At 44.2% G+C, this 24,883-nt stretch carries 19 protein-coding genes; 17 read left to right on the top strand and 2 right to left on the bottom strand.

Annotated features, from left to right (window positions below):
* Positions 1–45: 45 nt before the first annotated feature.
* A complete protein-coding gene (locus tag NSS67_RS17910; protein ID WP_339314856.1) occupies positions 46–2,295 on the bottom strand; it encodes an FAD-dependent oxidoreductase in 2,250 nt (749 codons plus the stop codon).
* 122 nt (positions 2,296–2,417) lie between these two features.
* Between NSS67_RS17910 and NSS67_RS17905 the strand changes: the two genes are divergently transcribed.
* On the top strand, positions 2,418–3,221 hold the full coding sequence (locus NSS67_RS17905) for an AraC family transcriptional regulator (protein ID WP_339314854.1): 804 nt from the start codon (positions 2,418–2,420) through the stop codon (positions 3,219–3,221).
* Between the two features lie 215 nt (positions 3,222–3,436).
* Positions 3,437–5,647 (top strand): penicillin-binding transpeptidase domain-containing protein, encoded by a 2,211-nt coding sequence (locus tag NSS67_RS17900; protein ID WP_339314852.1) that lies wholly within the window; start codon positions 3,437–3,439, stop codon positions 5,645–5,647.
* Between the two features lie 33 nt (positions 5,648–5,680).
* Here the strand turns inward: NSS67_RS17900 and NSS67_RS17895 are convergent, their stop codons facing one another.
* A complete protein-coding gene (locus NSS67_RS17895) occupies positions 5,681–6,094 on the bottom strand; it encodes a helix-turn-helix transcriptional regulator (RefSeq protein WP_339314850.1) in 414 nt (137 codons plus the stop codon).
* Positions 6,095–6,243: 149 nt separating this feature from the next.
* Here NSS67_RS17895 and NSS67_RS17890 point away from each other — a divergent pair, with 149 nt between their 5' ends.
* The 15 genes from NSS67_RS17890 (at position 6,244) to NSS67_RS17820 (ending at position 24,813) form a co-directional block, all read left to right on the top strand.
* The gene (locus tag NSS67_RS17890) at positions 6,244–6,429 is read left to right on the top strand and encodes a helix-turn-helix transcriptional regulator (RefSeq protein ID WP_339314848.1); all 186 of its coding nucleotides are present in this window, start codon (positions 6,244–6,246) and stop codon (positions 6,427–6,429) included.
* Positions 6,430–6,483: 54 nt separating this feature from the next.
* Positions 6,484–8,385 (top strand): sigma 54-interacting transcriptional regulator, encoded by a 1,902-nt coding sequence (locus tag NSS67_RS17885; RefSeq protein WP_339314846.1) that lies wholly within the window; start codon positions 6,484–6,486, stop codon positions 8,383–8,385.
* 16 nt (positions 8,386–8,401) lie between these two features.
* Entirely contained in the window at positions 8,402–9,691 is a 1,290-nt protein-coding gene (gene rpoN, locus NSS67_RS17880; protein WP_339314844.1) for an RNA polymerase factor sigma-54, read from the top strand.
* Positions 9,692–9,929: 238 nt separating this feature from the next.
* Positions 9,930–11,123: a CoA transferase gene (locus NSS67_RS17875; protein ID WP_339314842.1), complete on the top strand. Its 1,194-nt coding sequence runs from the start codon at positions 9,930–9,932 to the stop codon at positions 11,121–11,123.
* A 19-nt stretch (positions 11,124–11,142) separates the two neighbouring features.
* Positions 11,143–12,051: a hydroxymethylglutaryl-CoA lyase gene (locus tag NSS67_RS17870; protein WP_339314840.1), complete on the top strand. Its 909-nt coding sequence runs from the start codon at positions 11,143–11,145 to the stop codon at positions 12,049–12,051.
* Positions 12,052–12,113: 62 nt separating this feature from the next.
* Positions 12,114–13,385 (top strand): SLC13 family permease, encoded by a 1,272-nt coding sequence (locus NSS67_RS17865; RefSeq protein ID WP_339314838.1) that lies wholly within the window; start codon positions 12,114–12,116, stop codon positions 13,383–13,385.
* A 69-nt stretch (positions 13,386–13,454) separates the two neighbouring features.
* A complete protein-coding gene (locus NSS67_RS17860) occupies positions 13,455–14,267 on the top strand; it encodes a transketolase (protein WP_339314836.1) in 813 nt (270 codons plus the stop codon).
* Positions 14,268–14,279: 12 nt separating this feature from the next.
* Positions 14,280–15,227, top strand: a complete 948-nt coding sequence (locus NSS67_RS17855; RefSeq protein WP_339314834.1) for a transketolase family protein — start codon at positions 14,280–14,282, stop codon at positions 15,225–15,227.
* Positions 15,224–16,192, top strand: a complete 969-nt coding sequence (locus NSS67_RS17850) for a D-2-hydroxyacid dehydrogenase (protein ID WP_339314832.1) — start codon at positions 15,224–15,226, stop codon at positions 16,190–16,192. The genes NSS67_RS17855 and NSS67_RS17850 overlap by 4 nt, the downstream gene beginning before the upstream one ends.
* 36 nt (positions 16,193–16,228) lie before the next feature.
* A complete protein-coding gene (locus NSS67_RS17845) occupies positions 16,229–17,410 on the top strand; it encodes a cation:proton antiporter (protein WP_339314830.1) in 1,182 nt (393 codons plus the stop codon).
* Between the two features lie 270 nt (positions 17,411–17,680).
* Entirely contained in the window at positions 17,681–18,628 is a 948-nt protein-coding gene (locus tag NSS67_RS17840) for an ABC transporter permease subunit (protein WP_339314828.1), read from the top strand.
* Between the two features lie 13 nt (positions 18,629–18,641).
* On the top strand, positions 18,642–19,511 hold the full coding sequence (locus tag NSS67_RS17835) for a carbohydrate ABC transporter permease (RefSeq protein WP_339314826.1): 870 nt from the start codon (positions 18,642–18,644) through the stop codon (positions 19,509–19,511).
* Between the two features lie 66 nt (positions 19,512–19,577).
* A complete protein-coding gene (locus NSS67_RS17830) occupies positions 19,578–21,164 on the top strand; it encodes an extracellular solute-binding protein (protein ID WP_339314824.1) in 1,587 nt (528 codons plus the stop codon).
* A gap of 287 nt (positions 21,165–21,451) precedes the next feature.
* A complete protein-coding gene (locus NSS67_RS17825; protein ID WP_339314822.1) occupies positions 21,452–23,191 on the top strand; it encodes a histidine kinase in 1,740 nt (579 codons plus the stop codon).
* Positions 23,188–24,813 (top strand): AraC family transcriptional regulator, encoded by a 1,626-nt coding sequence (locus NSS67_RS17820; RefSeq protein WP_339314820.1) that lies wholly within the window; start codon positions 23,188–23,190, stop codon positions 24,811–24,813. The genes NSS67_RS17825 and NSS67_RS17820 overlap by 4 nt, the downstream gene beginning before the upstream one ends.
* Positions 24,814–24,883 lie beyond the last annotated feature (70 nt).

Below are 24,883 nucleotides of genomic sequence, written 5' to 3'. Positions count from 1 at the left end.
GCGGCCGTCCAGATTACAACGGTCGCTTCTCTATGACATTCATGGTTACTCATACACTCTAACTGCGATGATTTCTGCTCGCGGAGCCCCATTGGTCGCTTCAACAACGATGCGGAGTCGGTCGGTAGATACGGGCGCTGGCAGGGTATACACTTGTTTCCGTTTGTGATTACCCGTTCCTTCTGTGATCGTCGTCCAGCCATCACAGGTCCAAGCTTCAATTCGATAATCCTTGACTAGTTCAGGGATCGCCTCGAAAGGGGTAGTATGATGATGCAGGTTAATTAAATCTTCATTGACATCGTCATTAAAAATGAGGTGAATGGAGCTAACCACTACCGGCTGCTCCCAGGTCAGCTTAAGCCATGGAGGTGCGGATGCATTCAACAATTCGGATGACCAGAGATGCGGCCCACCGTATGGACGATTGTAACCATCAGCTACTTTTGCAGGGGTGAATGCGTCGGTATGATTCAACAAGCGGAAGCAAGGAAGCTGGCGCAGGAAAGGACCCATACTCCACTGCACGACCGGTTGATCCTCACGGTGCTCCTCCATACCGGCAGCCGCCCGTGGAGGTAGGCCTTTGCGAAAGGCCAGTACTCCGGTATGGGCTGAGTCGGACACATGTAGCGATAGCTGGTCATTTGCCTTAATGATTAGAAAAGCATTCTGTGCCTGATCTGGTGTCCAAGCTATATCCAGCTGAATCCAGTGCAGTCCGCCGATGGGGACCGGTGCCGAAGCCGCCGTAATTCGGGAATGCGGCACATAGTTTTCAGCGCGTCCTGTATCCCACAGCTCCACGGTTAGTATCGTATCTGTCTTAGCGTCAACGAGAAGCTCAAGTCCGTTTAGGCTCGGTTCGACTGGAACTAGCAACCCGATATCCGTTGTCAGACTGAACGTTGTGACAGAGCGCTCCACTGCGATTCGGGTTAACGTACCGGAGGCGGTTACGCTGGCTTGCTGGGCGAGATCGTGGGTATCGAAGCTGCGAAGTCCGATCACGGACGCATCCTGTCGCAGCAGTGTCTGCTGCAGCTCCTCCAAATAATCAGCGTACAGCTGACGCGGAGTGATGTTTCTTTGCGCACAAAGCGCAGCCCCGGTACCCGCCGCTTCACCCATGATCGCACATGTCGCCATGACTCTCGTCGTGCCGAAGGCGATGTGAGTAGCGCTGATATCGCGACCGGCCATTAACATATTCTTCACATTTGCTGAGTAGAGCGAACGGAAGGGAATATGGTATATTCCATCCGTATGGAGATGCTTGGAGCCACTCTCGGTCGAGTACATACCTTGCGGTGGATGCAGATCAATCGACCAGCCGCCGAAGGCGACACGGTCGGGGAATTCACGCTGGGCGAGAATATCGTTCTGGTTTAGCACGTAATCGCCCACGAATCGGCGGTGTTCCCGCTTACCTGGCAGCGAGCCGACCCATTCCAGCGTCAGATTGTCGGCGGCAAATTTGCCGGAGTTTTTGATATAATCCCAGATCCCGTAAATGACCGACCAGAGCTCATCGCGAATGGCTTCATTCTGCTGAACGGTATCAAGCTCTCCGCCCCATTCGATCCACCAGTAAGAGCAGCCGTTATCACCGCTGCGGATAATACGGCGTTCGGGTATCGTCGGTGTTGTGATGTCTTTTGCAAAGCTTGGGGGTATATATTTGACCGGATGCCCGGCATCCTTCGTGTAGAAGAGCATTGTGCTGCCTAGTGTAATATTATCGGAGACGAGCGGTGCCCATTCTTCCATATATTCATCATGGGCTTCACGTCCGATCCGGTGCCGGGCTCCAGCCAGAAAGCCAATCAGTCCATCTCCTGTGCAGTCGAGAAAGATACTGCTAACCCATTGGATACGTCGTTCAGAGCCCATCATCCATCCGGTAACAGAGCGAATGAACCGCTGCTCTTCATCTCCGTCCGCTTCCACCTCATGCACGTCCGTATTCAAGAAAAGCATAATATTCTTCTCGGCCCGAACAGCTTCAAGCACAACCATATCCCACAGATATGGATTACCGTCCTTATTTCGGTACTGATTCTCAACAAAGAGCTCACCCATAATGCCGGTTTCCCGGACATAACGATGCGTTCCATGTCCTGTCGCGCCGCATACCCACACGCGTATTTCACTGCTGGAATTTCCTCCGAGAACGGAGCGGTTATTCACGAGAGCTACCTTCTGACCCAATCTTGCGGCAGCGATGGCTGCGCAAACGCCGGCTAATCCTCCGCCAATTACGGTTATATCGGTTGTCACCGTTTCCTGAATCACATATGCCGCCTCCATAAAGAAAAGTAGTAAATCTATATACATCTTAGATATATAAAGGTCTAAATAACATACAGACAATTTACAGAATACATATACTTTATTTCATGAGAGGAGGTATGCAGGTGAACAGATCCTGGTCCACCATACCTATCGCCTATGCGTACTGGAAGGACAAGTCGCAATTCCTCTTGGATCACGATATTTATGAGAATTGGACTTTGTTAGCCGTAGAGAAGGGGAGATTTCATTACGAGCTTGCACTTGGTGAACGAGAACGCGAAGGAGAGGCGGAATTTGGCGATATCGTGGTATGTCCGCCTGGAATGGTCTTCAACCGCCGGACAATAACTCCGTTGACCTTTCATTTTGTACAATTTGCTTGGGAGGAAGAGCCATCAGAGATAGAGCAGGAGCGGCTTACGGGGAAGCTATCCGTCATAGACCGCTCAAGACTACTCTCGACCTATTCCTATATGCGGCAGATGGGGGAACAGCGACATAGGAAGCCAGAGGCAGAAGCTTGTTTACGTCATATGCTAATCGATTTATGGTGGCTCATGGAGCAGGAGCGAGGAGAGGAGCTATCTAGTAACTGGAGTCACACTGATCCGCTGATGGAGAAAGCGCAACAGTGGCTGCTGGAGCATGCGTACGCCCCTTTTTCCATGAAGGTACTGTCGGAACGACTTGGACTGTCTCCGGTTCAATTGACCCGCAGGTTCCACGCTGCTTACCTGATGAATCCGACCGAATTTGTCTGCGCGCTGCGGATGGATCGGGTATGTCGGTTGCTTGCAGAAACTAGTCTTTCCCTTGACATGATTGCCCAGCAGTGTGGGTACGAGAATGGTTTTTATTTAAGCCGTGTCTTTCGGAGCAAGAAAAGGATGAATCCATCGCAGTTTCGAAAGCTTCACCAAGTATAACCCGAAAAATACGAGGCGATGAGCATATCTGTCACCCACCAAAGTCACAAGTGATTCGCAAAAATGGTTTATTTTCCCTTTTTATACAATGTACAATGTGTATCAGAAGTTCTTGTCCATCGCCTAACTTTATATCAGCGGTTAGAAACGCAGATGTGGACTATTAATGAGCGATTTACCGGAAATCGCAATATATATGTTGGTGGGGGTTGCTTATGATTAAGCGAATTAAGTTTCGCACACTGTTTATTGGAGGGTGTATTACCCTCTTTTTTCTTGTTTTGCTCGTCAGAGTGTTTTGGATTCAGGTGCTGGAGCGGGATTCCTGGCAAGCTAAGGCCGCAGAGCAATGGGCCCATACTTCGGTGAATAAAGCTGAGCGTGGCACAATCGAGGACCGCAACGGCAAGGTGCTGGCCAGCGATGTGCCTGCCTACACGGTAGTGGTCAATCCTGGAGCAATTGCCGAGCGCGGCATCGGGGAAGAAGTTATCACCGGCCTACATGAACTGCTCGGCAAGCCAGAGGATGAGCTTAAGGCGCTCGTGGAAGCCAAAGACAAGAACGGAAAGTATCTGAAGAATCAGGAGCTCCGTAATGAAGGCTGGAAGATAGATCAGGAGCTGCGCAACAAGGTCACCGAGTTCATTGAGATTCTGAAGGATGAACATGACACTCTGGAGACTGGCGTCGGCCTGATTAGGGAGCAGAAGCGCTATTATCCACAACAAACACTGGCCGCACATATTTTAGGTTATACGGATCGCGATGGCATTGCGATAATGGGGTTCGAAAAGTATTTTGACAAGCAGCTCAAGGGTGCGGATGGCAAGCTACTCTACCAGAGCGACGGCAACGGCATCAAGCTGCCTTACTCGGAGGATACTTACAAGCCCGTGATCAATGGAAGTAATTTCAAGCTGACGATTGATAGCACAATCCAGTATTATATCGAACAAGCAATGCAGAAGGCTTATGACGAATATAAACCCAAGAGTATTACAGTAATCGCTGCGGATCCGAGCACTATGGAAATATTGGGGCTGGCGAATATGCCGACCTTTAACCCGAATGAGTTCTGGAATTATGCCTCCGATCCCGGGGTCTTCTTCAACCATGCCATCAAAACGAGATTTGAACCAGGCTCCACGTTCAAGATTGTAACGCTTGCTGGAGCGGTGGAGGAGAATCTGTTTGATCCGGACGCAACCTTTATGTCTGGTTCTATCCGCATCAAGGGGTATGGCAAGCCGCTGTATGACCAGAAGAGAAGTGGGTATGGCGAAATTTCCTTCCTGGAAGGCGTAAAGCGTTCAAGTAACGTAGCCTTCGTTAAGCTTGGCTATGTAATGCTTGGTCCGGAAAGGCTCCTCCAATACGTGGATGCCTTCGGATTTAACGATCCTACCGGTATTGACCTGCCGGGCGAAATCAGCGGACTCGTTAACCCGACACCTAGCAATGCTTCTGAGAACGCGACGATCGCATTCGGACACGGCAAAATACAGGTGACTCCCATTCAGCAGCTTACTGCTATGTCGGCCATCGCTAATGGCGGCAAACTGATGGTCCCACACGTGGTCAAGGAAACCACCGATCCCAATACCGGCAAGACTACCGTATCCCAGCCGCAGATGGTACGTCAGGTTATTTCCGAGGAAAGCGCCAGGGAAACTAGCAGCTATCTGGAGCAGGTCGTTGCAGACCTGGACCATGGAACCGGACGCCATGCTTACATTGAAGGCTATAGGGTAGCGGGCAAGACCGGGACGGCGATTAAACCTGACGGTAAGGGCGGGTATGACCGCGACAAGGTACACTCGTCCTTTCTCGGATACGCACCGGCTAATCATCCGAAGATTGTGGTCTATGTCGGCATTGACGAGCCTGCTAATGCTGCTGGCGGTGGTGCTGCGGCGGGACCGGTGTTTAAAGAGATCGTATCCGAGGCATTGTCATATATGGGTGTGCCAAAATTTATAACAGGCGATGGAGGCAGTACTTCCATATCCGTCAAGACTGCACCCTCCGTACAGCGCTCTGCACCCGATTTGACAGGCGAAACTGTGCAGGCGGCCAGAAATTTGCTGATTAACCAGGGCTTTGATTTCGAAACAATTGGAGGCGGAAGCGACGTGATCAGCCAGTATCCAAAGGCGGGCTCCCTACTTGATTGGGGACAGCGGATCTATCTGTTAAGTCAGCTCGGCGACCAGGCATCCATTCCTGACCTCCGGGGGCAGTCGCTGCGTGATGCTCTGGAGGTGCTCAATCTGCTGAAGGTCAAGATTTCCGTCGAAGGCGAAGGGTATATCACCGAGCAGACGGAATCAACCCAGAACGGTAAACGGCTTGTACAGCTGAAGCTTAACCGACTAAATGCATACGGCGAGGATATTCCGCTATCTACGGCGGAAGAGGATTAGTGTAGACTTCCCGGCGATCGGCTCGTAATTATATTAGTCCTGCTCGGATGACTGACATTCCTCTTCCCATCCCCCCATCTTGCGCAATATTTCAGCGTCCCTCATCATCTTCCAGTAACGATGAATTTCCTGTTGTTGTTTTTTCGGGGCAACTACGTACTCTTTGAGAAATGTTTTCAATTCTGAATCATTAAACATCGTTACATATTCTGCGATCTCTTCTTTTATTAGTTTGTGATCTTGTATCGGAATATTAGTTCTGCCTAATAAAAAATCGGTTGTTGTATCCAATTTATCGGCTATATTTGCAAGAGTTACTGTGTCGACATCACGTTTTCCTAATTCATAATTTCCGTAGGCTTGTCTTGTAATGCCAAGATAATCAGCCATGTTCTGTTGCGTCAAGTTATGCTTAGTTCTTAAATCCGAAAGTCTTTTTGCAAGCAAGTTATCACCACCTAATAAAAATATTATAACGAAACTTATTGTTGCCTATAATATAGGAATCAATAAGTTTCTTTTTTTCATTGACAGAAACATTCTGATTCGTATAATAGGGGATATAAAAATCAAATTATTGTAAAGAGGTGGTGTTTATGAAGAGACAATGGTTGAAGATTGCTCGAGAACATAAAGGTTTAACGCAAGAACTTGTTGCAACGAAGGTTATGATTAGTCGCCAGTATTATGGAATGCTTGAAGCTGGGATAAGAAATCCAAGTGTTCCCTTGGCGAAACGGATTGCTGCTGTCATTGGTGTAGATTGGACATATTTTTTTTGACTTGCATATATACAAAGTGTTTACAACCTGAACGATCCGAGGAGGGGTACTTGGATGATCAAGATATGCTGTATTACATATAAAGAGCTGGACACCCTTGTGAGGGCCGCTATAGCGAACATAAATACTACCGAGCTTCAAATCACATTTGTCGAGGGACTTCGAGAGGAGATTATTCCTAATGTCCAGCGAGAGATTAATAATGGAGCAGAAGTGTTATTGGCGGGCGGTGCGAATGCTAAGATTGCTGAACGAGTGTTTAGCGTACCGGTATTGAAATATAAAATATCTGATTTTGATTATCTTACTGCAATTTATCGAGGGCTAGAAATAGGTACTTCTGTAGCAATCGTCAACTACCGCCGGGGAAGTTTCTCTGACAAAGTGATGAAATATGTGAAGGAGCAGCAATTGTCTGTACACTTGATTACATATGAGGATACGCAAGAGCTTGAAGCAGAACTTCTTCGATCGACTGCGAATGTTGTGATTGGTAACGCGCATGCTGTTGAAGTAGCGAAGCGGGTAGAGAAAGAAGCCATTTTACTGTATCCAGGTGAACAGAGTATTCTCGAGACCCTCTATGGGGCTCAATTTATGGTTGAAGAAATTCGAAAAGCCAAGCAGAGAGATGAATTCGCGAACACAGTAATGCGCTATACAACGAATGGTCTCATTCTAATTGATGACCAGGAGACCATTATTGATTATAATCTTGTGGCTGCTGAATTGCTGGCTATTCATCCTTTTTCAATGAAGAATCAAAGCATCGATAAGGTTATAACAGCATGGGACAGGGACAATTATAAACATAGTCGAAGAAAAGAATACACATATATTACGACTTACAACGGCCAAGAGATATTGCAGAAAAATATAAAGCTAGGTACCGAACCACTACTGTTTAGCGGTGCTGTAATTATTTTAATCCAGCTCAATGATCTAGTCAGGGCGCAGATAGAGAATGATCGGAGGAAACATGAGGAGAGAAGTCGTCGTGGATTTACAGCCAAAAAGTACTTAGCTGATATTATTGGAACATCTTATCCGATACAATGTTGTATTGAGGATGCGAAGATGTATGCAAAGAGCTATGAATGTATTTTAATCTATGGAGAAACAGGTGTTGGTAAGGAAGTTTTTGCTCAAGGAATTCATAATGAGAGCTCGCGAGCAGAGCATCCATTTGTGGCGATTAATTGTGGGGCTTTGTCAGAAACATTGCTCGAGGCAGAACTGTTCGGATATGATGAAGGCGCTTTCACTGGAAGCAAAAAGGGTGGGAAAAAGGGGTTATTCGAACTCGCTAAAGGAGGTACAGTATTTCTGGATGAAATAGGTGAGATTTCTCCTTTCATGCAGACGAAGCTCTTACGAGTGTTGCAGGAAAGAGAGATCATGAAAGTAGGTGGAGAGTGTATCATTCCAGTAGATGTAAGGATTATTGCAGCTACGAACAAAGATTTAGAGCATTGCCGTCATGAAGAGTTCCGGAGAGATTTATTATATCGCTTAAATGTACTGGAGCTGCATATTCCTCCTCTACGGCAAAGGAAGTCAGATGTAGCGATGCTATTTGAGCACTTTTATATGCAGCGGATCAGCATTCTACATGCAGGATTGCGAATTCCGAAAGAGGTTCGTGCTCTGATCAGTTTGTATTCATGGACAGGGAATATCCGTGAATTACAAAATGTATGCGCAAGATATTGCCTATATGTAGAGCGATATATGAACCCAACATCTGAGGAATTAAAGCGTTGTATTATCAAAGCACTAGGTGAAGAGAAGATCCTGCAGTCCATCATGAAGAAGCATAATGCTGAGGGTCAAGAAATTACAAGAGAGCTTATCTATGAGATTAAGGATGTATTGTCCTATAAAAGAGATAAAATTGCGGAGGTGTTAGGAACAAGCCGGACGACCATCTGGAGAATTTTGAAAACTGAAGTCTAGTAAGGAGGATGATTCAATGAAATTGGAGCATGTTCACCGACAGCAAATGATGCAGAAGCAAATATTATCACTTCAACAAATAGAGTCCTTACATCTGCTATCACTAACGAATGTGGAAATTGGCGAACTCCTGCAGAAGGAATTTGAGGATAATCTATTGCTAGAGAAACTTGAGCAACCCACTGGAACGCAGCAGTCTCAACATGTAGATCCATGGTGCTGCCAAGATCAGTATGATTATAACTACGCAGATCTTAAGCAATTCGTGTGGGAACAGCTGGACCTTCATAAATATAGCGACATTGAGCTTCAGGTTATTCAGTTCTTAATCGGCTGTCTGGATGAACAAGGATATGTTCGGGAGAAACCTGAAGAGGTGGCAGCTCTTATTCGTACCTCAGAGGATATTGTTCATCGGTGCTTGAACGATCTAAGAGAGCTTGAGCCTGTTGGTATATTCTCAGATAGTCTATCTATGTGTCTCCTGCGGCAATTGGATGTGCTTGGTGTCAAGGATGAAATCATGCGTTTGATCGTAGAACATTACTTACAAGAGCTCGCTGATGGACAGATTGGGCAACTCGCCAGACGCCTAGGCATCTCTACTTCACAGATAAGGAAGTATCTTGCACTCATAGAGAAATTGAACCCAAGACCAGGCATTCCCATTCATAAAGAGGTTGTTCATTATGTGATTCCGGATATTATTGTTACAGGGCAAGGCGTTCAGCTAACGATTCAATTGAATGACAAATGGATAGAGAATTATCAGCTAAATGCAAATTACTTACGTGTATTGACGCAAGGTAATCTGGAATCAAGTGAGTATTGGGACATGCAGCGAAAGCGAGTCAGCTTCTTGTTATCAGCCATTGAGAAAAGAAGAAGAACTTTGATTCGGATTACACAGGCGATCATCGAGCTTCAAGGCGGTGAGTTAGCAAGTAGAAATGCTTTAAAGCCGATGATTCTGAAGCATGTTGCCGAAACTCTGAATGTCGATCGTTCCACCGTAAGCCGAGCCATCAAGAATAAGTATATCCAATACCCTAATGGGGCGATGTTGATGAAGGATATGTTTATGGCACCGCTTAGAAGGGACGAAGAGATCAGTTCAACGGATATCAAGCAAGTGATTGCGGAAATGATTGCGAGTGAGAATCGTAACAAGCCGTTCAGTGATTCGCAGCTAGTTGACATGCTAAAGCACAAGCAATATTACATATCCAGACGATGCGTCAGTAAATATCGTGAAGAACTGGGGATCAAGAGCAGCTTTGAACGAAAATATGATGAAATGAAATGATGATTGTGAAAAAAGGTTCAAATAACTAGTTAATCCGTGGATTGAAACATTTCAATGCGAACAGATTATTGAGGATTGAGCATGAATGATTACTATAGTGAAATAATCAAAGTTTAGGATCCCTTGTCCAGCAAGGATTTCTGAACTTTTTTTTCATTCTGTCTCCGAACTTTTCTAAGGTTGGCACACGAATTGCTCTATATATAGATGAAAACTATATTTGGAGGTGCTGTTCAACATGAAACAGACAGGATTATTAGCAGGAACACGCGTATTGGATTTAACAAGAGTATTGGCTGGACCTTATTGCGGTATGATGCTCGCGGATATGGGGGCAGAGGTTATCAAGATCGAAGTACCTGGTAAAGGAGATGATTCCAGAGGGAATGCTCCGCTCGTCAAAGGTGAAAGCGCATACTATATGAATTTGAATCGGAACAAACGTGGTATGACTTTAAATTTAAAATCGGAACAAGGCAAAGAAATTTTAAAAAAGCTAGTTGCGAAATCGGATATCATTCTCGAGAACTATCGACCAGGAGTCATGGAAAAGCTGGGACTTGGCTATGAGGAACTAAGAAAGATTAATCCGGCGATTGTGTATGGCGCTGTATCTGGATTCGGACACTACGGTCCTTATTCAAAAAGAGCGGGCTACGATATTATCGGGCAAGCGATGAGCGGACTCATGAGTACAACGGGCTGGGCTGATGGTTCACCTACGAGAACAGGTACAGCCATTGCGGACGTAATGGGCGGACTTAGCTGTTGTACCGGAGTATTAGCAGCTTATACGAATCGATTGAGGACTGGTATGGGCGATAAAGTGGATGTTTCGCTGGTAGATTCTATGGTGTCGTCGCTTGAAATTATTAATATGATCTACTTGTGCACAGGGCGCATACCAACAAAGATCGGAAATCGCTACGAAGCGATTTATCCCTATGATTCGTTCCAAGCGAAGGATGGTATGGCTATTATTGCCTGCGGCAATGACAAGCTGTATAACGCATTGAAGGAGCGGCTGCAAATTCCTGAACTAGAGCATGAAATGTTCGCTACCAATATTGATCGGGTGAAGAACCATGCTCCGTTGAAAGAGATTCTCGAGAAATGGACTGTTGAGAGAAATATTGATGATATTGTTGATTTTCTGCTTGAGGTGGGCATACCGTCTGCACCGATCAATACGATCGATCGAGTGGTTAAGGACCCGCATATCGCAGGCGCCCGTGAAATGTTTGTCGAAGTAGAGCATCCTGTAGCAGGCCGAATTAAATTGACAGGTAACCAGCTGAAATTCACGAATCATAAGGTTGAAATTAAGAAGCCTGCGCCATTGCTTGGTCAACATACGCAAGAAATACTTGCTGAAATATTAGGGATTGATGAAGATGAGTTCAATTTGCTCGGCGTAGCCGGCGTCTACTAGGAAGGGTGGGAGATCAAGCATGAATAAAACAGTCAAGCTTGTCGAAATCGGCCCTAGAGATGGGTTTCAAAATGTGAAGTCATTTATTCCAACAGGAATCAAGCTGAACATTGTCGATGGCCTTGTTCAAGCAGGCTTCAAAAAAATCCAGATTGGTTCTTTCGTCAGCCCTAAAGCGATCGTTCAAATGAAAGATACGGCATACATCGCACGAAAAGCTATTGAGCAATATCCAGAAGTTGAATTTTTTGGTCTAGTTCCTAATCTGTATGGTGCCAAGGCAGCGGCAGAAGCAGGCTTAAAGGAGATCACACCCGTTATATCCTTGAGCGTGTCTCATAATCTGGCGAATGTAAAAAGAACGCATGAACAATCATTGGAGGAGATTAAGAGGATCAGGGAGGAGTTCCCTGATCTGAGGATTACGCAAGACATTGCCACGGTATTCGGGTGCCCTTTTGAAGGAGAGATGTCGATTGATGCACTACTTGAGCTGATTGGGAAGCTACATGATATAGGCATACATGCGTTTACATTATGCGATACGGTGGGATTGGCATACCCGACAATTGTGGAGAACGTATTCTGTACAGTTAAGCGAGAGTTTCCTGGTGTGGAATTTAATGTCCACATTCACGACACCAGAAATATGGGGATCCTGAACAGCTATGTTGCTCTACAGTGTGGGGCCGATAGTATTCAGACAACGGTTGGCGGACTGGGTGGTTGTCCATTTGCACCTGGTGCAACTGGTAACACGTCCAGTGAGGATCTTGTTTACATGCTGAATAAATGTGGATACGAGACTGGAATTGATTTCAACAAGCTGCTAGCAACAGCAAAATATACGAAATCCGTCGTAGAAGGTGATTTTAGTGGGCATCACATCATGATTCCTGAGAATCCTTGTGTGGTCACGCAGAATTAATATGATGAGATAAGCATAACGGTTCACATGGGGCTTACACATTAGCAAAGGTGGAGAACGGTATGGATATGGGCTTAGTTGCACTAATATTGCTGTTCATCGTTATTATAGGTGGATTTTTATTGAAGAAAAATGTAGGTCTGCTGGCGATTGCAGCTGCTACGGTACTGGGGTACGCTTCAGGTGATTTTACGGGGAAGGAGATCGTTAGCGGTTTTAGTTCCTCACTATTTATGACCTTGTTAGGGGTTACGCTCTTCTTCGGTATTATTCAGGAAAATGGGGCTATTGGGCTAGTTATGAGACGAGTCGTAAACCGTTTAGGTAAACAAATATGGGCCGCCCCAATTCTGGTATTCGCTATGGGATACATCGTCGCTGCGATCGGTCCTGGTTGTGTTCCCGCAATGGCATTTGCAGCAGCGATGGCTGTTCCGCTAGCGAAGGAAACAGGATATCACCCGGTTATGATGCTGATGATCGGGAATTTAGGGACGTATTCGGGGAGATTTACACCGATCACGCCTGAAGGCGTATTGATTAATAAAATTGCGCAAGATCAAGATTTACATGTATCCTTTCCATCATTGCTGCTCGGTACATTTGCCGGAAGCGTTATCCTCGCACTCGTTGTGTTTGGGTGTTACAAGGGGTGGAAAGTGAAACATGGGTCTGGAGAATTAGCAGATAAACATGTTGAACCCTTCACGAAAAATCATTTTATTGCGTTGACCAGTGTTGTCATCATGGTTTTACTTGTCATTCTACTGAAAATGGACGTCGGGCTCGCCTCCTTTCTAGTCTCCATGCTGTTGCTGATTATTAAGGTTGCTGATGAAAAGAAAGCGTTCGCAAGTGTTCCGTGGAGTACCCTTATTCTCGTGTGTGGTGTCGGTGTTTTGATGAAATTGGTCATTAGTACGGGAGGAATTAAGCTATTGTCCGACTCCTTGGCAGCAATGATGACACCGGGCACTGCAGCAGGGATATTTGGATCCGCATCGGCGGTAATGTCCTGGTTCTCCTCGGCCATCGGCGTTGTGTTTCCTACATTACTACCGACATTAGGTGGTATTGTCGATACGGTCGGTGGAGGTCTGGATGCTAATTTACTCATTATGGTGATGGCATTGTTCGCCTCGGTTGCAGGAATCAGCTCGGCCTCGACGGGTGGTGCAATTATTATGGGAGCGATTGCAGGGGATAAACACTTCAATGTAAAATACCCTTCCGCTCAATTGTTCATACAATTGTTGCTGTGGGCGATTGCTTTTATTGCTATTCTCGCGGCGCTTGCATTCGTTGGCGTGTTTAACTTGTTTCTAGTTAGCTAAAGTCCCAGGGGATTATGGAAGATGGCATTCCTTCAATCCCCTCAACAATGACTGCATAAGGAGGAAGCGATGAACGATTATTTACGTATAGCGTGTCAACAAGTACGCGAGGACATTGTTACGATGATCCATCATGCGGGTTCAGGCCATCCTGGTGGTTCTCTGTCAGCGGTAGAATTACTTGTTGCCTTATATCAAGGTGGAGTGTTGAAGCATGATGCATCTAATCCCGCGTGGGATGGAAGAGATCGCTTCATTCTATCGAAAGGGCATGTTGCTCCGGTGTTATATAGTGTCTTGGCGAGAAGTGGCTACTTCTCAGTCGATGAACTATCCACTCTGCGAGAGTTGGGGAGCATTTTGCAAGGACACCCCCATATGGAATGTACACCTGGATTGGATTGTTCCTCTGGTTCGCTTGGACAAGGATTATCGATTGCGAATGGTCTGGCCATGGCATTCAAAAAGCGCAGCCTAAGTAACCGGGTGTATTGCTTGATGGGAGATGGAGAGCTGCAGGAAGGGCAAATATGGGAAGCCGCCATGACTAGCGCTCATTTCAAATTGGATAATCTATGCGCGATTGTAGATTACAATCATGTGCAATTGGATGGAACAACTGAGGAAATTAAAGATCTTGGTGATCTACAGATGAAATGGGCGAGCTTCGGTTTTCATGTCATTGACATTGATGGACATCAGATGGAGGAAGTGTTAGGAGCATATGCTGAGGCGATGACAGTAAAGGGAAAGCCAAGCGTTATAATAGCGAATACCGTAAAAGGAAAAGGTGTTTCGTTCATGGAGAATAAGTGTGAATGGCATGGACAAGCTCCGAATGCTGGGCAATGGCTGGCGGCCCTAACTGAAATACTATCGTAGGGAGAGAGACATATGAATAAAGTTCCTATGCGAGATGGCTACGGACAAGCCTTGCTCAAGTTGATCGAGAAGAATAATAACGTAATCGCAATGGATGCGGATGTTTCCAAATCAACACGAACCGAATGGGTAAGAAAGAAGTATCCTGATAACTTTATCAATATGGGTATATCAGAACAGGACATGTTAGGCACTGCAGCAGGCTTGGCGCTAGGCGGGATGATCCCTTTTGCCACCACATATTGTGTTTTTCTCGCCGGAAGAGCGTGGGATCAGATCCGGACGACGGTCTGCTACAATCAATTGAATGTCAAGCTTGCGGGGGCGCACGCAGGAATTTCTGTTGGCCCAGATGGTGCGACACATCAATCACTAGAGGATGTTGCACTCATGCGTGTCCTTCCGCACATGACGGTTATTGTACCCTGTGATGCGATCGAGACAGAAAAGGCGACAATCGCCATAGCCGATAGGGAAGGACCATGCTTTATTCGTTTCGGCAGAGAAGCTGTTCCAGTCATTACAAATCTGGAGACGGAGTTCCAAATAGGTAAAGCCAACGTCATGCGAGGAGGTACGGATGTCGTTTTATTTGCGAATGGAGGGATGGTGCATGAGGGCTTACAAGCTGCGGAACGATTAGCTAAAGAGGGGATCGAGCTCAAGGTCGTTAATCTGCATACGGTGAAACCGTTAGATGTAGAGTCAGTAATTCTGTTCGCATTGCAGACAGGGGCTGTTGTCACGGCAGAAGAGCATCAAATCCATGGGGGGATGGGGAGTGCGGTTGCGGAGTGTTTGATCCAGCATGCACCTGTTCCCATGCAAATAGTGGGCATCCGGGACACGTTAGGAGAATCCGGAAAGCCTGAGCAATTAATGAACAAATACGGATTATCGGTAGAAGATATATGCGATGCTGTTCGTAAGGTCAATCGAAAGAAAGGTGAAGCGCGATGAATATCATAATCCTGGATGGATATACGCTGAACCCTGGAGATTTAAATTGGGAAGGCTTTGAGCGGATCGGAAAGTGCACCATATATGATCGAACCGCAATGGACCAGCCTAATGAAGTGATCGAGCGGATTGGTGATGCGGAAATCGTCATAACGAATAAAACACCAATATCTAGAGAAGTTATTGAAGCTTGTCCTCATATTAAATATATAGGGATACTGGCAACAGGCTACAATGTCATTGATACACAGGCCGCTCTGGAGAAAGAGATTATCGTCACGAATGTTCCAACATATGGAACACATGCTGTCGGGCAGTTCGCCATAGCACTACTACTGGAAATCTGTCATCATATTGGACATCATAGTCAACAGGTTAAAGAAGGGGCATGGGCGAATAATCTGGATTGGTGCTTCTGGGATTACCCGTTAATCGAGCTATTGGGCAAAACCATGGGGATTATCGGCTTTGGCAGCATTGGACAAGCAACAGGGACGATTGCCAAGGCCATGGGGATGAATGTGCTGGCATGCGATCCCTATCCATCGAACAATGGCAAGCTGATCGCCACCTACGTGAATATCGACACTTTATTTGAGCAAGCAGATGTCATTGTATTACATTCTCCATTACTTCCGAGTTCAGAAGGGATTATTAATAAGAGCAATATTGAAAAAATGAAGCATGATGTCATTATTATTAATAATTCCAGAGGTGCGCTGATCGTAGAGCAAGATCTTGCAGAGGCATTAAATAATAGGAGAGTACAAGCAGCAGGACTCGATGTTGTAACTACAGAACCAATTCGTGCAGATAATCCATTGTTGTATGCGCGCAATTGTATAATTACGCCGCATATTTCTTGGGCATCTAAGGAATCTCGAGCTAGATTAATGGCTGTAGCCGTAAGGAATCTACAGGTATTCCTCCAAGGGATGCCGGTGAATGTAGTGAACCGTCGATGAAGGTTTAACAAGTGCAGCAAGGAGTGAGTAGAAACGATGCAATCTGTACTTTATCTTATCCTCGTTATTCTGTTCACGAAGGTGGGAGGGCATGCCTCGGTTAAGCTTGGACAGCCTGCAGTATTGGGAAAGTTGCTCGTAGGGATTATACTAGGTCCTGCGTTACTTGGATGGATTGATCTGAATAGTCATTTCATTCACGAATTGGCTGAAATCGGTGTGCTGTTGTTAATGTTTATTGCAGGACTAGAGACGGATCTAGAACAGCTGAAGCGGAACTGGAAGTCGGCATTCGCGGTTGCTGTCGCAGGAGTGATCTTTCCATTTATCGGCGGTTATTGTTCAGCGATTGCGTTCGGTATAGAGCATAACTATGCAGTATTCTTTGGCGTGTTGTTCTGTGCAACCTCCGTGAGCATCTCCGTACAGGTGCTCAAAGAGTTGAATCAGTTGAACTCACGTGAAGGAACGACAATTCTTGGCGCAGCCGTCGTGGATGACGTCTTGGTCGTCGTGCTGTTAGCATGTATTATGACCCTACTTGGTCAAGGATCAGATATCTCCATCGGATTGCTTATCGGCCAAAAAATATTGTTCTTCGTGATCATGATCGCAGCGAGCATCTGGATTGTACCGAAGGTGATGAAAGGGTTCGCTTACCTAAAAATAACGGAAGCCGTAATGAGTGGGGGTCTGCTTGTCTGCTTCAGCTTCGCTTACTTTGCAGAGTATATGCAAATGGCTGGCATTATTGGTGCATTCGCAGCGGGGATTGCGATTTCACAGACGCCATTTAAGCATAAAGTAGAGCGTGGCGCTGAACCAATAGCCTATACAATATTCGTCCCCATTTTCTTTGTTAGTATTGGACTATCTGTATCTTTTGATGGGATTAGTAGTCAGATCGGGCTATTGCTCGTTATTACGATCATTGCTATTGTGACGAAGCTCATCGGCGGATGGGCTGGTGCTCGGTTAACAGGATTTAATCATAGGGCTTCCTTTGCCATCGGCTCAGGAATGATCTCGCGCGGTGAAGTTGCCCTAATTATTGCTTCGACAGGCTTGCAATCAGGTCTATTATTACCGCAATACTTCACCACAGTTGTATTTACCATAATTATTACCACGCTTGTGGCACCACCGCTGCTGAAGATCATGTTTAAACCTGCAGCGGTAGAGGAACGAGCATTATTAGAAAGAGAAATACAAATGTGAATACAGCTTAACGACCGGCTGCGAACATAAGCCAATTCAATAGCTTTATAACTAAACCACCTGATACAGAGGCAATACGGTATCAGGTGGTTTTTTTGGGCATGGCGCAACAGGCGGATGAGTCACTCTGTCCGTTTTTTCATGCCTATTGTAATGGAATCATCCAAGGCTGATCTTACTTAAAATTTTATAAGAAATTCTTGAAATCACAGAAATTTATCCGAAAGAGGGATGCTATTATACAAATACAAATAAAGACGAGGTGATGAAATGCAAGCGAAATTGGCAGCGGACGCCATTCCCCTCCCCAAAAAGAGGAATTCATGGATAAGAACTATAAAAAAGTATAAAGTGATGTATGCGCTCTTGTTACCGGCATTAATTTACTTTGCCGTATTCAAATACATTCCTATGGCAGGAATCATTATTGCTTTTAAAAACTATAACCTAGCTTTGGGACTATGGGATAGCCCATGGGTGGGATTTAAAAATTTTACCGATTTTATGAACGGCGTTTATTTCTGGGACATCATGAGAAATACGATTATCATATCACTGTATAAGCTATTGTTCGGTTTCTCCGCTCCCATCTTACTTGCTTTGCTGCTTAATGAAGTTTATACCCAATGGTTTAAGAAAATCGTACAAACGATCACTTATTTACCCCATTTTCTGTCATGGGTCATTGTTTATGGCATGATGGTGGCATTATTAGCCCCAGGAGATGGTCTTTTTAATATGATTTTGAAGGAATTTGGTGTTGAACCTATCTCCTTTCTAACGGAGCCTGCCTGGGGCAGACTGCTGATCATCTTATCTGAAATATGGAAGGATATTGGATGGGGAGCGATATTATACCTTGCAGCATTAGCAGGAATTGATCCAAGTTTATATGAGGCTGCTAGAATTGATGGCGCTTCCAAATGGAGACAGCTATGGCATGTAACACTTCCTGGCATTCGAGGCGTCATGATTCTGATGCTGATCCTTAAATTAAGCCATATTCTGGATGCAGGTTTTGATCAAATATTCATGTTTGCCAACAGCTTTAATCAGGAGAAGATCGACATTATCGACACATGGGTATACCGTGAAGGGCTCGAGCGACTTAAGATTGGCTTGGCTACAGCTGTGGGATTGTTTAAAGCGGTCATCGGTTTTGTTTTAGTGCTGGCAGCGAATAAGCTCGCTAAAAAATTCGATGGGCAAATTTGGTGAGGTGGTTATAAATATGATCAATATGACAATCGGGGAAAAAGTCTGGCAAGCCGTCGTTTATATTATGCTTATTTTGCTATCCCTAGTTTGCTTACTTCCCTTTCTATATGTGGTTGCTGTTTCAATGACACCAGAATCGGAAGTGTTAAGAAGAGGAATTGTTATTATACCAGAAACCTTTACCTTTCTAGCCTATAAAGAAGTGTTCATTTCGCATGGGATCGGTCAGGCGTATAAAATTACATTGTTTCGAACGATAGTAGGCACTTTTTTTAATGTGTTATTTACGGTATTAGCGGCTTATCCGTTATCCAAAAAATATTTGCCAGGGCGAAGTCCATTTTTACTATTCATCGTCTTTACCATGATGTTTGGAGGAGGATTAATTCCGACTTATCTACTAACCCGCTCTTTGGGATTGCTAAACAGTCCTTGGGTATTGATTATTCCAAATCTCATTAGTGCATTTAATCTGGTGATCATTAAAGGCTTTTTCGAGCAATTGCCCGCTGAAATCGAGGAATCAGCAAGGGTAGACGGTGCAAGTGAGCTTCAGTCGTTATGGCGGATCATTTTACCCCTGTCCTTGCCCGTCCTTTCCACCATTTCCTTATTTTACGCAGTCGGACATTGGAACAGTTATTTCGATGCTATTGTTTATATCAATGATGCCAACTTAATGCCGCTTCAGGTGATCTTGCGCAACATCCTGCTTAACGTCTCAACACAAAACGCTGATTCACTCGCCAATACCGGAGCTGTTAGTATGTTCGCTGTGCAAATGGCTGCTGTTGTCGTGACTACGGTTCCGATCTTGATCGTTTACCCATTTATGCAAAAACATTTCACCAAAGGTGTGCTCTTGGGATCGGTTAAAGGTTAAAAAGCAATCCAACCTAAGTTGTTACGGGGAAACCGTGATAATATAGAAGCAAAAGGAGAGGTCATTATGCAGCGTAAAGCGAATACAATTGCTATTCTGACAGCAATAGTGGGTATGGGAACGGTATTGTCAGGATGTGGGGAACAAAAAGAAGTGATATCGACAGCATCGAGTAATTCGCAAGGCCAGACTAATCCGTTTGAATCCAAATTGAAAATCTCGATGTTTAACCAAGGCACTTTCAACGCTGCTGCGCCGATTGCTCCCCGTGAAGAAGATATCCAACGCCAAATGTTGGAAAAAGCAGTGAATATCGACTTGGAAATGATGATTCCACAATCAGGGCAAGCAACGACTAAATTAAATACGCTCATTGCTGGCGGAGATATTCCAGATTTGATCTTCTTGAAGAGCAGGGCTGATCTCGCACAATATTATGACCAAGGCGTTCTTGCGGATTTGACACCGTATCTGGATCAATTTCCCGAATTGCAGAAACGTTTTAGCGACGACTCCTGGAAGGCGATGTCCTATCAAGGAAAAACCATTGGAGTTCCTGGTTATGATAATGTAAACGGTATCAGTCGAAGCTTCTTTATCCGCAATGATTGGCTAAAGAAGCTGAATATGGAAGTGCCAACGACAGCTGACGAGCTATTTGAAGTTATGAAAGCCTTTACAGAGAAAGACCCGGACGGTAATGGCAAAAACGATACGTACGGATTCATAGGGGGGATGAATAAAGAAGGCAGTCTGCAAACCTATGGCTTCGATAGTTTGATGTGGATGTTTGGCGTCAATCCTCCTCCAGCCATTGATGTGAAAGACAATAAACCGGTATTCCTATTTACCGACCCAAAGATGAAAGAAGCGCTCGCTTATATTCATAAAATGATGGAAGCCAAAGTAGTAGATCCAGACTGGGTGACGATGACAACTCCCGATTTGTTGGACCAAAAGTTATTTAAGGGTAAAGTTGGCTTCATGATAAGAGATGCCCGCAGGCTGGAACCAGATTATCAGCAGAAAATGAAAGAAATCAGTGGAGAGGTGCCGGAATGGATCGTCATTCCTCCAATGATAGGTCCTTATGGTGATCAAATTGTAGAGAACAAATCATTTCAAGGCAATTCATGGGCCATATCCAAGAAAGCGGATAAGGACAAAATCATCCGGATCCTGTCCATGCTGAATTATCTCTTTACGGACAAAGAAGCATATCCGAATTTTGCATACGGAATTAAAGGGATTCATTGGGACATGGTGGACGGCAAGATCAAAAATAAAACCTCCGAATTATCGAAGGAAGTTAAAGAAAAGTACCTCTGGGTCGATCATTATAGAATACCGCGTCGTGGTGATGATGCTGAGTACTTCAGCTTCCAGAATCCTAAGACGACAGAAGCGTTTGAGAACAATCAGAAATACGTGACGCCAACTCTGCCCGGGAATTTATTGACTGAAGACCCGAACGATTCATTGGCAGCTGACCGTCAACGTTTCATTAATGAAAGCTTGGTCAAATTTATGACTGGCAAAGACCCTCTTTCCAATTGGGACAATTTCCTCAATACGTTGGATACCAAGTTTGACATGCAGAAATATAAGGACACAGTAATCAAGCAATTTAAAGATGCAGGCTTAATCAAGTAAATCAAGTAGAAACGGCTTCGCCGTCCTTTTAAAGGACGGTACCGTTTCAGCGAGAAAGATAAGGAACATTTATGCGCGAAGCATATAAATTCTTATCTTTTAAACGAAGAGAGTGGCTATAAAAAGCCCCTCTCTTTATTGAAATATAAGAAGTATAAGTTTTACGTTTTACTTTATCCTTATATTTTGCGAAGAAACGCTTATCGTCCTTAAATAGGACGCCGAAGGCGTTTCTTCTTATCATATGCTATCATTTGTTTAATACAGAATTAAAAGGAAGATGATGGATGCGAAGAAGAATCAGCTTGCCTTTAAAATTATTTTTTATCGTGTTTGCATTTGTATTAAGCTGCATAATCTTGATAAGCCAATTGTCTTATCGCTATGTCCAAAAGGAAATAAGAACCACTGACATTTATTACACCAACCAAATCCTTGACAAGGTAGATCAGTATTTCACAGTTAATTTCTCCTCCTTCCAGACGATCCTGTTCTCGGTCGAAACATCGGTGAAAGCCAACATTGACAATACGGAAGTGATTAAAAAGCAATTAAGAGAGCTGTATGAGCTCAACAGTAATTACGTCAGTAATATTTATTTGATCAAAAGCGATTTATCCATTCTAGGTGGAAGTACACCTACCCGAATATTCGATGAACCTTTATCTGAAAGAGAACCTTTGTTTGATGCGGCTGATAAGAACAGAAGGACTACATTCGTCAGTGATCCTTACAAATCTAAATATTCCGGCTGGACAGTTACGATGGTTCGATATCTGAACGGCGCTCCGTTTCCTATGGCCATTGCGGTAGATTTGGATCTAAATGCCATTGAAGAAACCTTGTTCAAGATTAATAAAAAAGAACAAATGAATTTGGCTCTAATCACCGCATCGGGGAAAATTATTGCCGGATTTTCGGAAAATAAAGGACCACTGAATATTCAGGATCATACTTTTTCAATCGGGGAAACGACAGCGGAACAACTTCTGGATACTACAGAAACAAGCCTTCAACTACATACCAAGGATGGCATTCGGGTCTCCCTTCTGAAAAAACCGACTGAGAAATTCAACTGGACCATCATCTCGATCAACGATGAATCACGCTTGAAAGCTGCTTTGTCCAGATTGGAAACCTATTATATTGGACTTCTAGCTGCAGGTTTTCTCTTAAGCCTGTTCATTTCCTTTTTTATTGCTAAATATATAAGGAACCCACTTTATGCGCTCAAAACAAAAATGAAGCGGGTGGAACAAGGCATCCTCACTACTACAATATCGATTAACCGAAACGATGAGTTTGGAGATCTCTCCCGAGCATTCGATCGTATGCTGCAGCAAATTGTGGAACTGATTCGGGAAGCTGAGCTTTCAAATGAATTTGAGCGGAAGCTTGAAATCCAAGTGCTGCAGTCACAAATAAACCCTCATTTTCTGTATAACACGCTTGGTTCTATCAGCAATGTCATACGACTCGGACAAATAGAGAAAGTAGATGTGGTGATCGAGTCTCTCATTTCAATATTGGAATATGGAATAGCCGATGCTTCGGAGAAGGTTACATTACGTCAGGAATTGCAAAATGTATCGGACTATATTGCCATCCAGAACATCCGCTATAACAGAAACTTCCAATTGATTGAAAATATCGAACTAGGATTAATAGACTTTCCAGTTTTTCGAATGCTGCTGCAGCCCCTTGTGGAGAATAGTATCTTCCATGGTTATAACGGAGGAGGAATCGAAGGCCCAATTACTATTCATGCGTATAGGGAGGGTGGAGTCGTCATCATAGAAGTAGTTGATCAAGGCGAGGGGATTTCAGCTGATAAAATAAATCACATTTTAATTTCAGAACCAAGTGATGTGGAAGTGAAAAGGAAAAGAATCGGATTAAATAATATTCATGGCCGAATAAGACTTCACTACGGTGAACAGTTCGGGCTCCAAATCATAAGCATACCTAAGGAAATAACCCGTGTTCGCGCCTTATTCCCAGCAGGCTTATTTAAAGGAGATGTATGATGGTGAGAGACTACACCTGCTTCATTGTTGACGATGAAGATCTAATCATTCAAAGATTGGAATTGTTTTTTTACGAACTCTCCCATAGGGATAAGCGATTTCATTTAGTGGGCAAAGCGAATAATGGACTGAAGGGGATAGAGGAGATCTTAAAGCTTAAGCCGGACATCGTGATATCTGATGTCGTTATGCCGATAATGGATGGAATTTCCATGATTGAGCAACTAAAGCCAAAGCTTCCCCATACCCAATATATTCTTTTGACTGCCTATTCATCCTTTGAATACGCCCAGCGAGCTATTCAAGCCAACGTATTGGAGTACATTGTTAAGGTTCCGCTCAGGGAAGCGGATTTGAATCGCGCTTTAGATAAGGCAGCTGGGATTTTAAATGAGGTTAAGAAAAAAGAAGCGGAATTTCAATCGTTAAACGTATCCGTGCTTGAAAATAAATATAGAGTCCGCAAGCAATTTTTTAACGAGCTTATTAGAGGCGAAATTCCTTCTCATCGGGCATCGGATTTTGCTAATCGAATGCAGTTCCATTTCTTTCAAGCCAACTATTGTTGCTTCATTGTTGAAATGAATCAGTATGAGAGTTTCCGAAACGAATATTCAGCGTCTGATCAAAACATCTTGAAATATGCCATTACGAATATAATCGAAGAAACTGTGGTAAATGGTGGCAGAGGTGTAGCTGCGGATCTATCTGATAATCGTTTTATTGGCTTTCTTTCTTGGGAAAATAATCGTAGTGATATGGATACGGAATATGCTTGCCATTCATTGGGTAATCAGATCGTCTCCCATTTACATCAATATTTGAATCAAAAGGTTTCCGTCGCTTTTGGAGGTCCGCACAGAGGCTGGGAATCCATTAAACAAGCTTACATAGAAGCTAATAACGTGAGTGAGGATTTCTATTATCATGCGGAGAAAGTAGTCAAAACACCCATGCATCGGTTCCATTACCGGAATGACAAAAAGGAGGACGTTCAGCTGAAAATGGCTGATTTTCTCAAATGGGTACAAAGAAAAGTTTCCAAGGAAGAACTGGAGAAAGAAATCTCTGATTTAAACCAATTTATGATGGATTATAAAATTCATAAGTCGATCATGGCACCTATGCTTCAAGACTTGTACAGAGATATTACTGCGAAATTTAAATTGGGGAACTCGTTGACCACGGAAGTATCAGAGTTTCCTATAAAATTCATGACATTTCGGGAGCAGCTTGCCTATATTGGCGACTTCACCTTCGAATATGTACACACTGGCCAACAATTACATCGCGTAGAAATCATGAGTGCTATGCGGTTTATAGAGAAACACCTGAAACAACGATTAACACTGGAGGCTATTGCCGAGGAAGTGAATTTAGCCCCATCGTATTTTAGCAGCTTATTTAAAAAAACAATGAATGAAGGCGTTATCAGCTACATCAACCGCAAAAAAATTCAATTAGCTCTCGAGCTGTTAAATGTTCAGGATTATTCTTTATTGGAATTGTGCGAGGAAGTAGGAATTGTGAATGAAGGTTATTTTTGCAAATTATTTAAAGAATATACGGGTGATACGCCTAAGCAATATCGGATAAAAATGACACGGTACGAATCCAAATAAGGTTGCAAAAAATGTATAAATTTCTCGCGATATCATGTAAAAAAAAGGATAGCAAAAGGCTTACCATGAT

Source organism: Paenibacillus sp. FSL R10-2734, assembly GCF_037963865.1.
Lineage (GTDB): Bacteria > Bacillota > Bacilli > Paenibacillales > Paenibacillaceae > Paenibacillus_AQ.
The sequence above is the reverse complement of the archived record's forward strand: the minus strand, read 5'-3'. Positions and strand labels throughout refer to the sequence as shown.

Excerpts from the sequence above, each read along its gene's own strand:
- NSS67_RS17875 (WP_339314842.1), top strand. The coding sequence starts at position 9,930 with ATGAAACAGACAGGATTATTAGCAGGAACACGCGTATTGGATTTAACA.
- NSS67_RS17820 (WP_339314820.1), top strand. The coding sequence starts at position 23,188 with ATGATGGTGAGAGACTACACCTGCTTCATTGTTGACGATGAAGATCTA.
- NSS67_RS17900 (WP_339314852.1), top strand. The coding sequence starts at position 3,437 with ATGATTAAGCGAATTAAGTTTCGCACACTGTTTATTGGAGGGTGTATT.
- NSS67_RS17855 (WP_339314834.1), top strand. The coding sequence starts at position 14,280 with ATGAATAAAGTTCCTATGCGAGATGGCTACGGACAAGCCTTGCTCAAG.
- NSS67_RS17830 (WP_339314824.1), top strand. The coding sequence starts at position 19,578 with ATGCAGCGTAAAGCGAATACAATTGCTATTCTGACAGCAATAGTGGGT.
- rpoN (WP_339314844.1), top strand. The coding sequence starts at position 8,402 with ATGAAATTGGAGCATGTTCACCGACAGCAAATGATGCAGAAGCAAATA.
- NSS67_RS17840 (WP_339314828.1), top strand. The coding sequence starts at position 17,681 with ATGCAAGCGAAATTGGCAGCGGACGCCATTCCCCTCCCCAAAAAGAGG.
- NSS67_RS17845 (WP_339314830.1), top strand. The coding sequence starts at position 16,229 with ATGCAATCTGTACTTTATCTTATCCTCGTTATTCTGTTCACGAAGGTG.
- NSS67_RS17860 (WP_339314836.1), top strand. The coding sequence starts at position 13,455 with ATGAACGATTATTTACGTATAGCGTGTCAACAAGTACGCGAGGACATT.
- NSS67_RS17825 (WP_339314822.1), top strand. The coding sequence starts at position 21,452 with ATGCGAAGAAGAATCAGCTTGCCTTTAAAATTATTTTTTATCGTGTTT.
- NSS67_RS17870 (WP_339314840.1), top strand. The coding sequence starts at position 11,143 with ATGAATAAAACAGTCAAGCTTGTCGAAATCGGCCCTAGAGATGGGTTT.
- NSS67_RS17890 (WP_339314848.1), top strand. The coding sequence starts at position 6,244 with ATGAAGAGACAATGGTTGAAGATTGCTCGAGAACATAAAGGTTTAACG.
- NSS67_RS17885 (WP_339314846.1), top strand. The coding sequence starts at position 6,484 with ATGATCAAGATATGCTGTATTACATATAAAGAGCTGGACACCCTTGTG.
- NSS67_RS17850 (WP_339314832.1), top strand. The coding sequence starts at position 15,224 with ATGAATATCATAATCCTGGATGGATATACGCTGAACCCTGGAGATTTA.
- NSS67_RS17865 (WP_339314838.1), top strand. The coding sequence starts at position 12,114 with ATGGATATGGGCTTAGTTGCACTAATATTGCTGTTCATCGTTATTATA.
- NSS67_RS17835 (WP_339314826.1), top strand. The coding sequence starts at position 18,642 with ATGATCAATATGACAATCGGGGAAAAAGTCTGGCAAGCCGTCGTTTAT.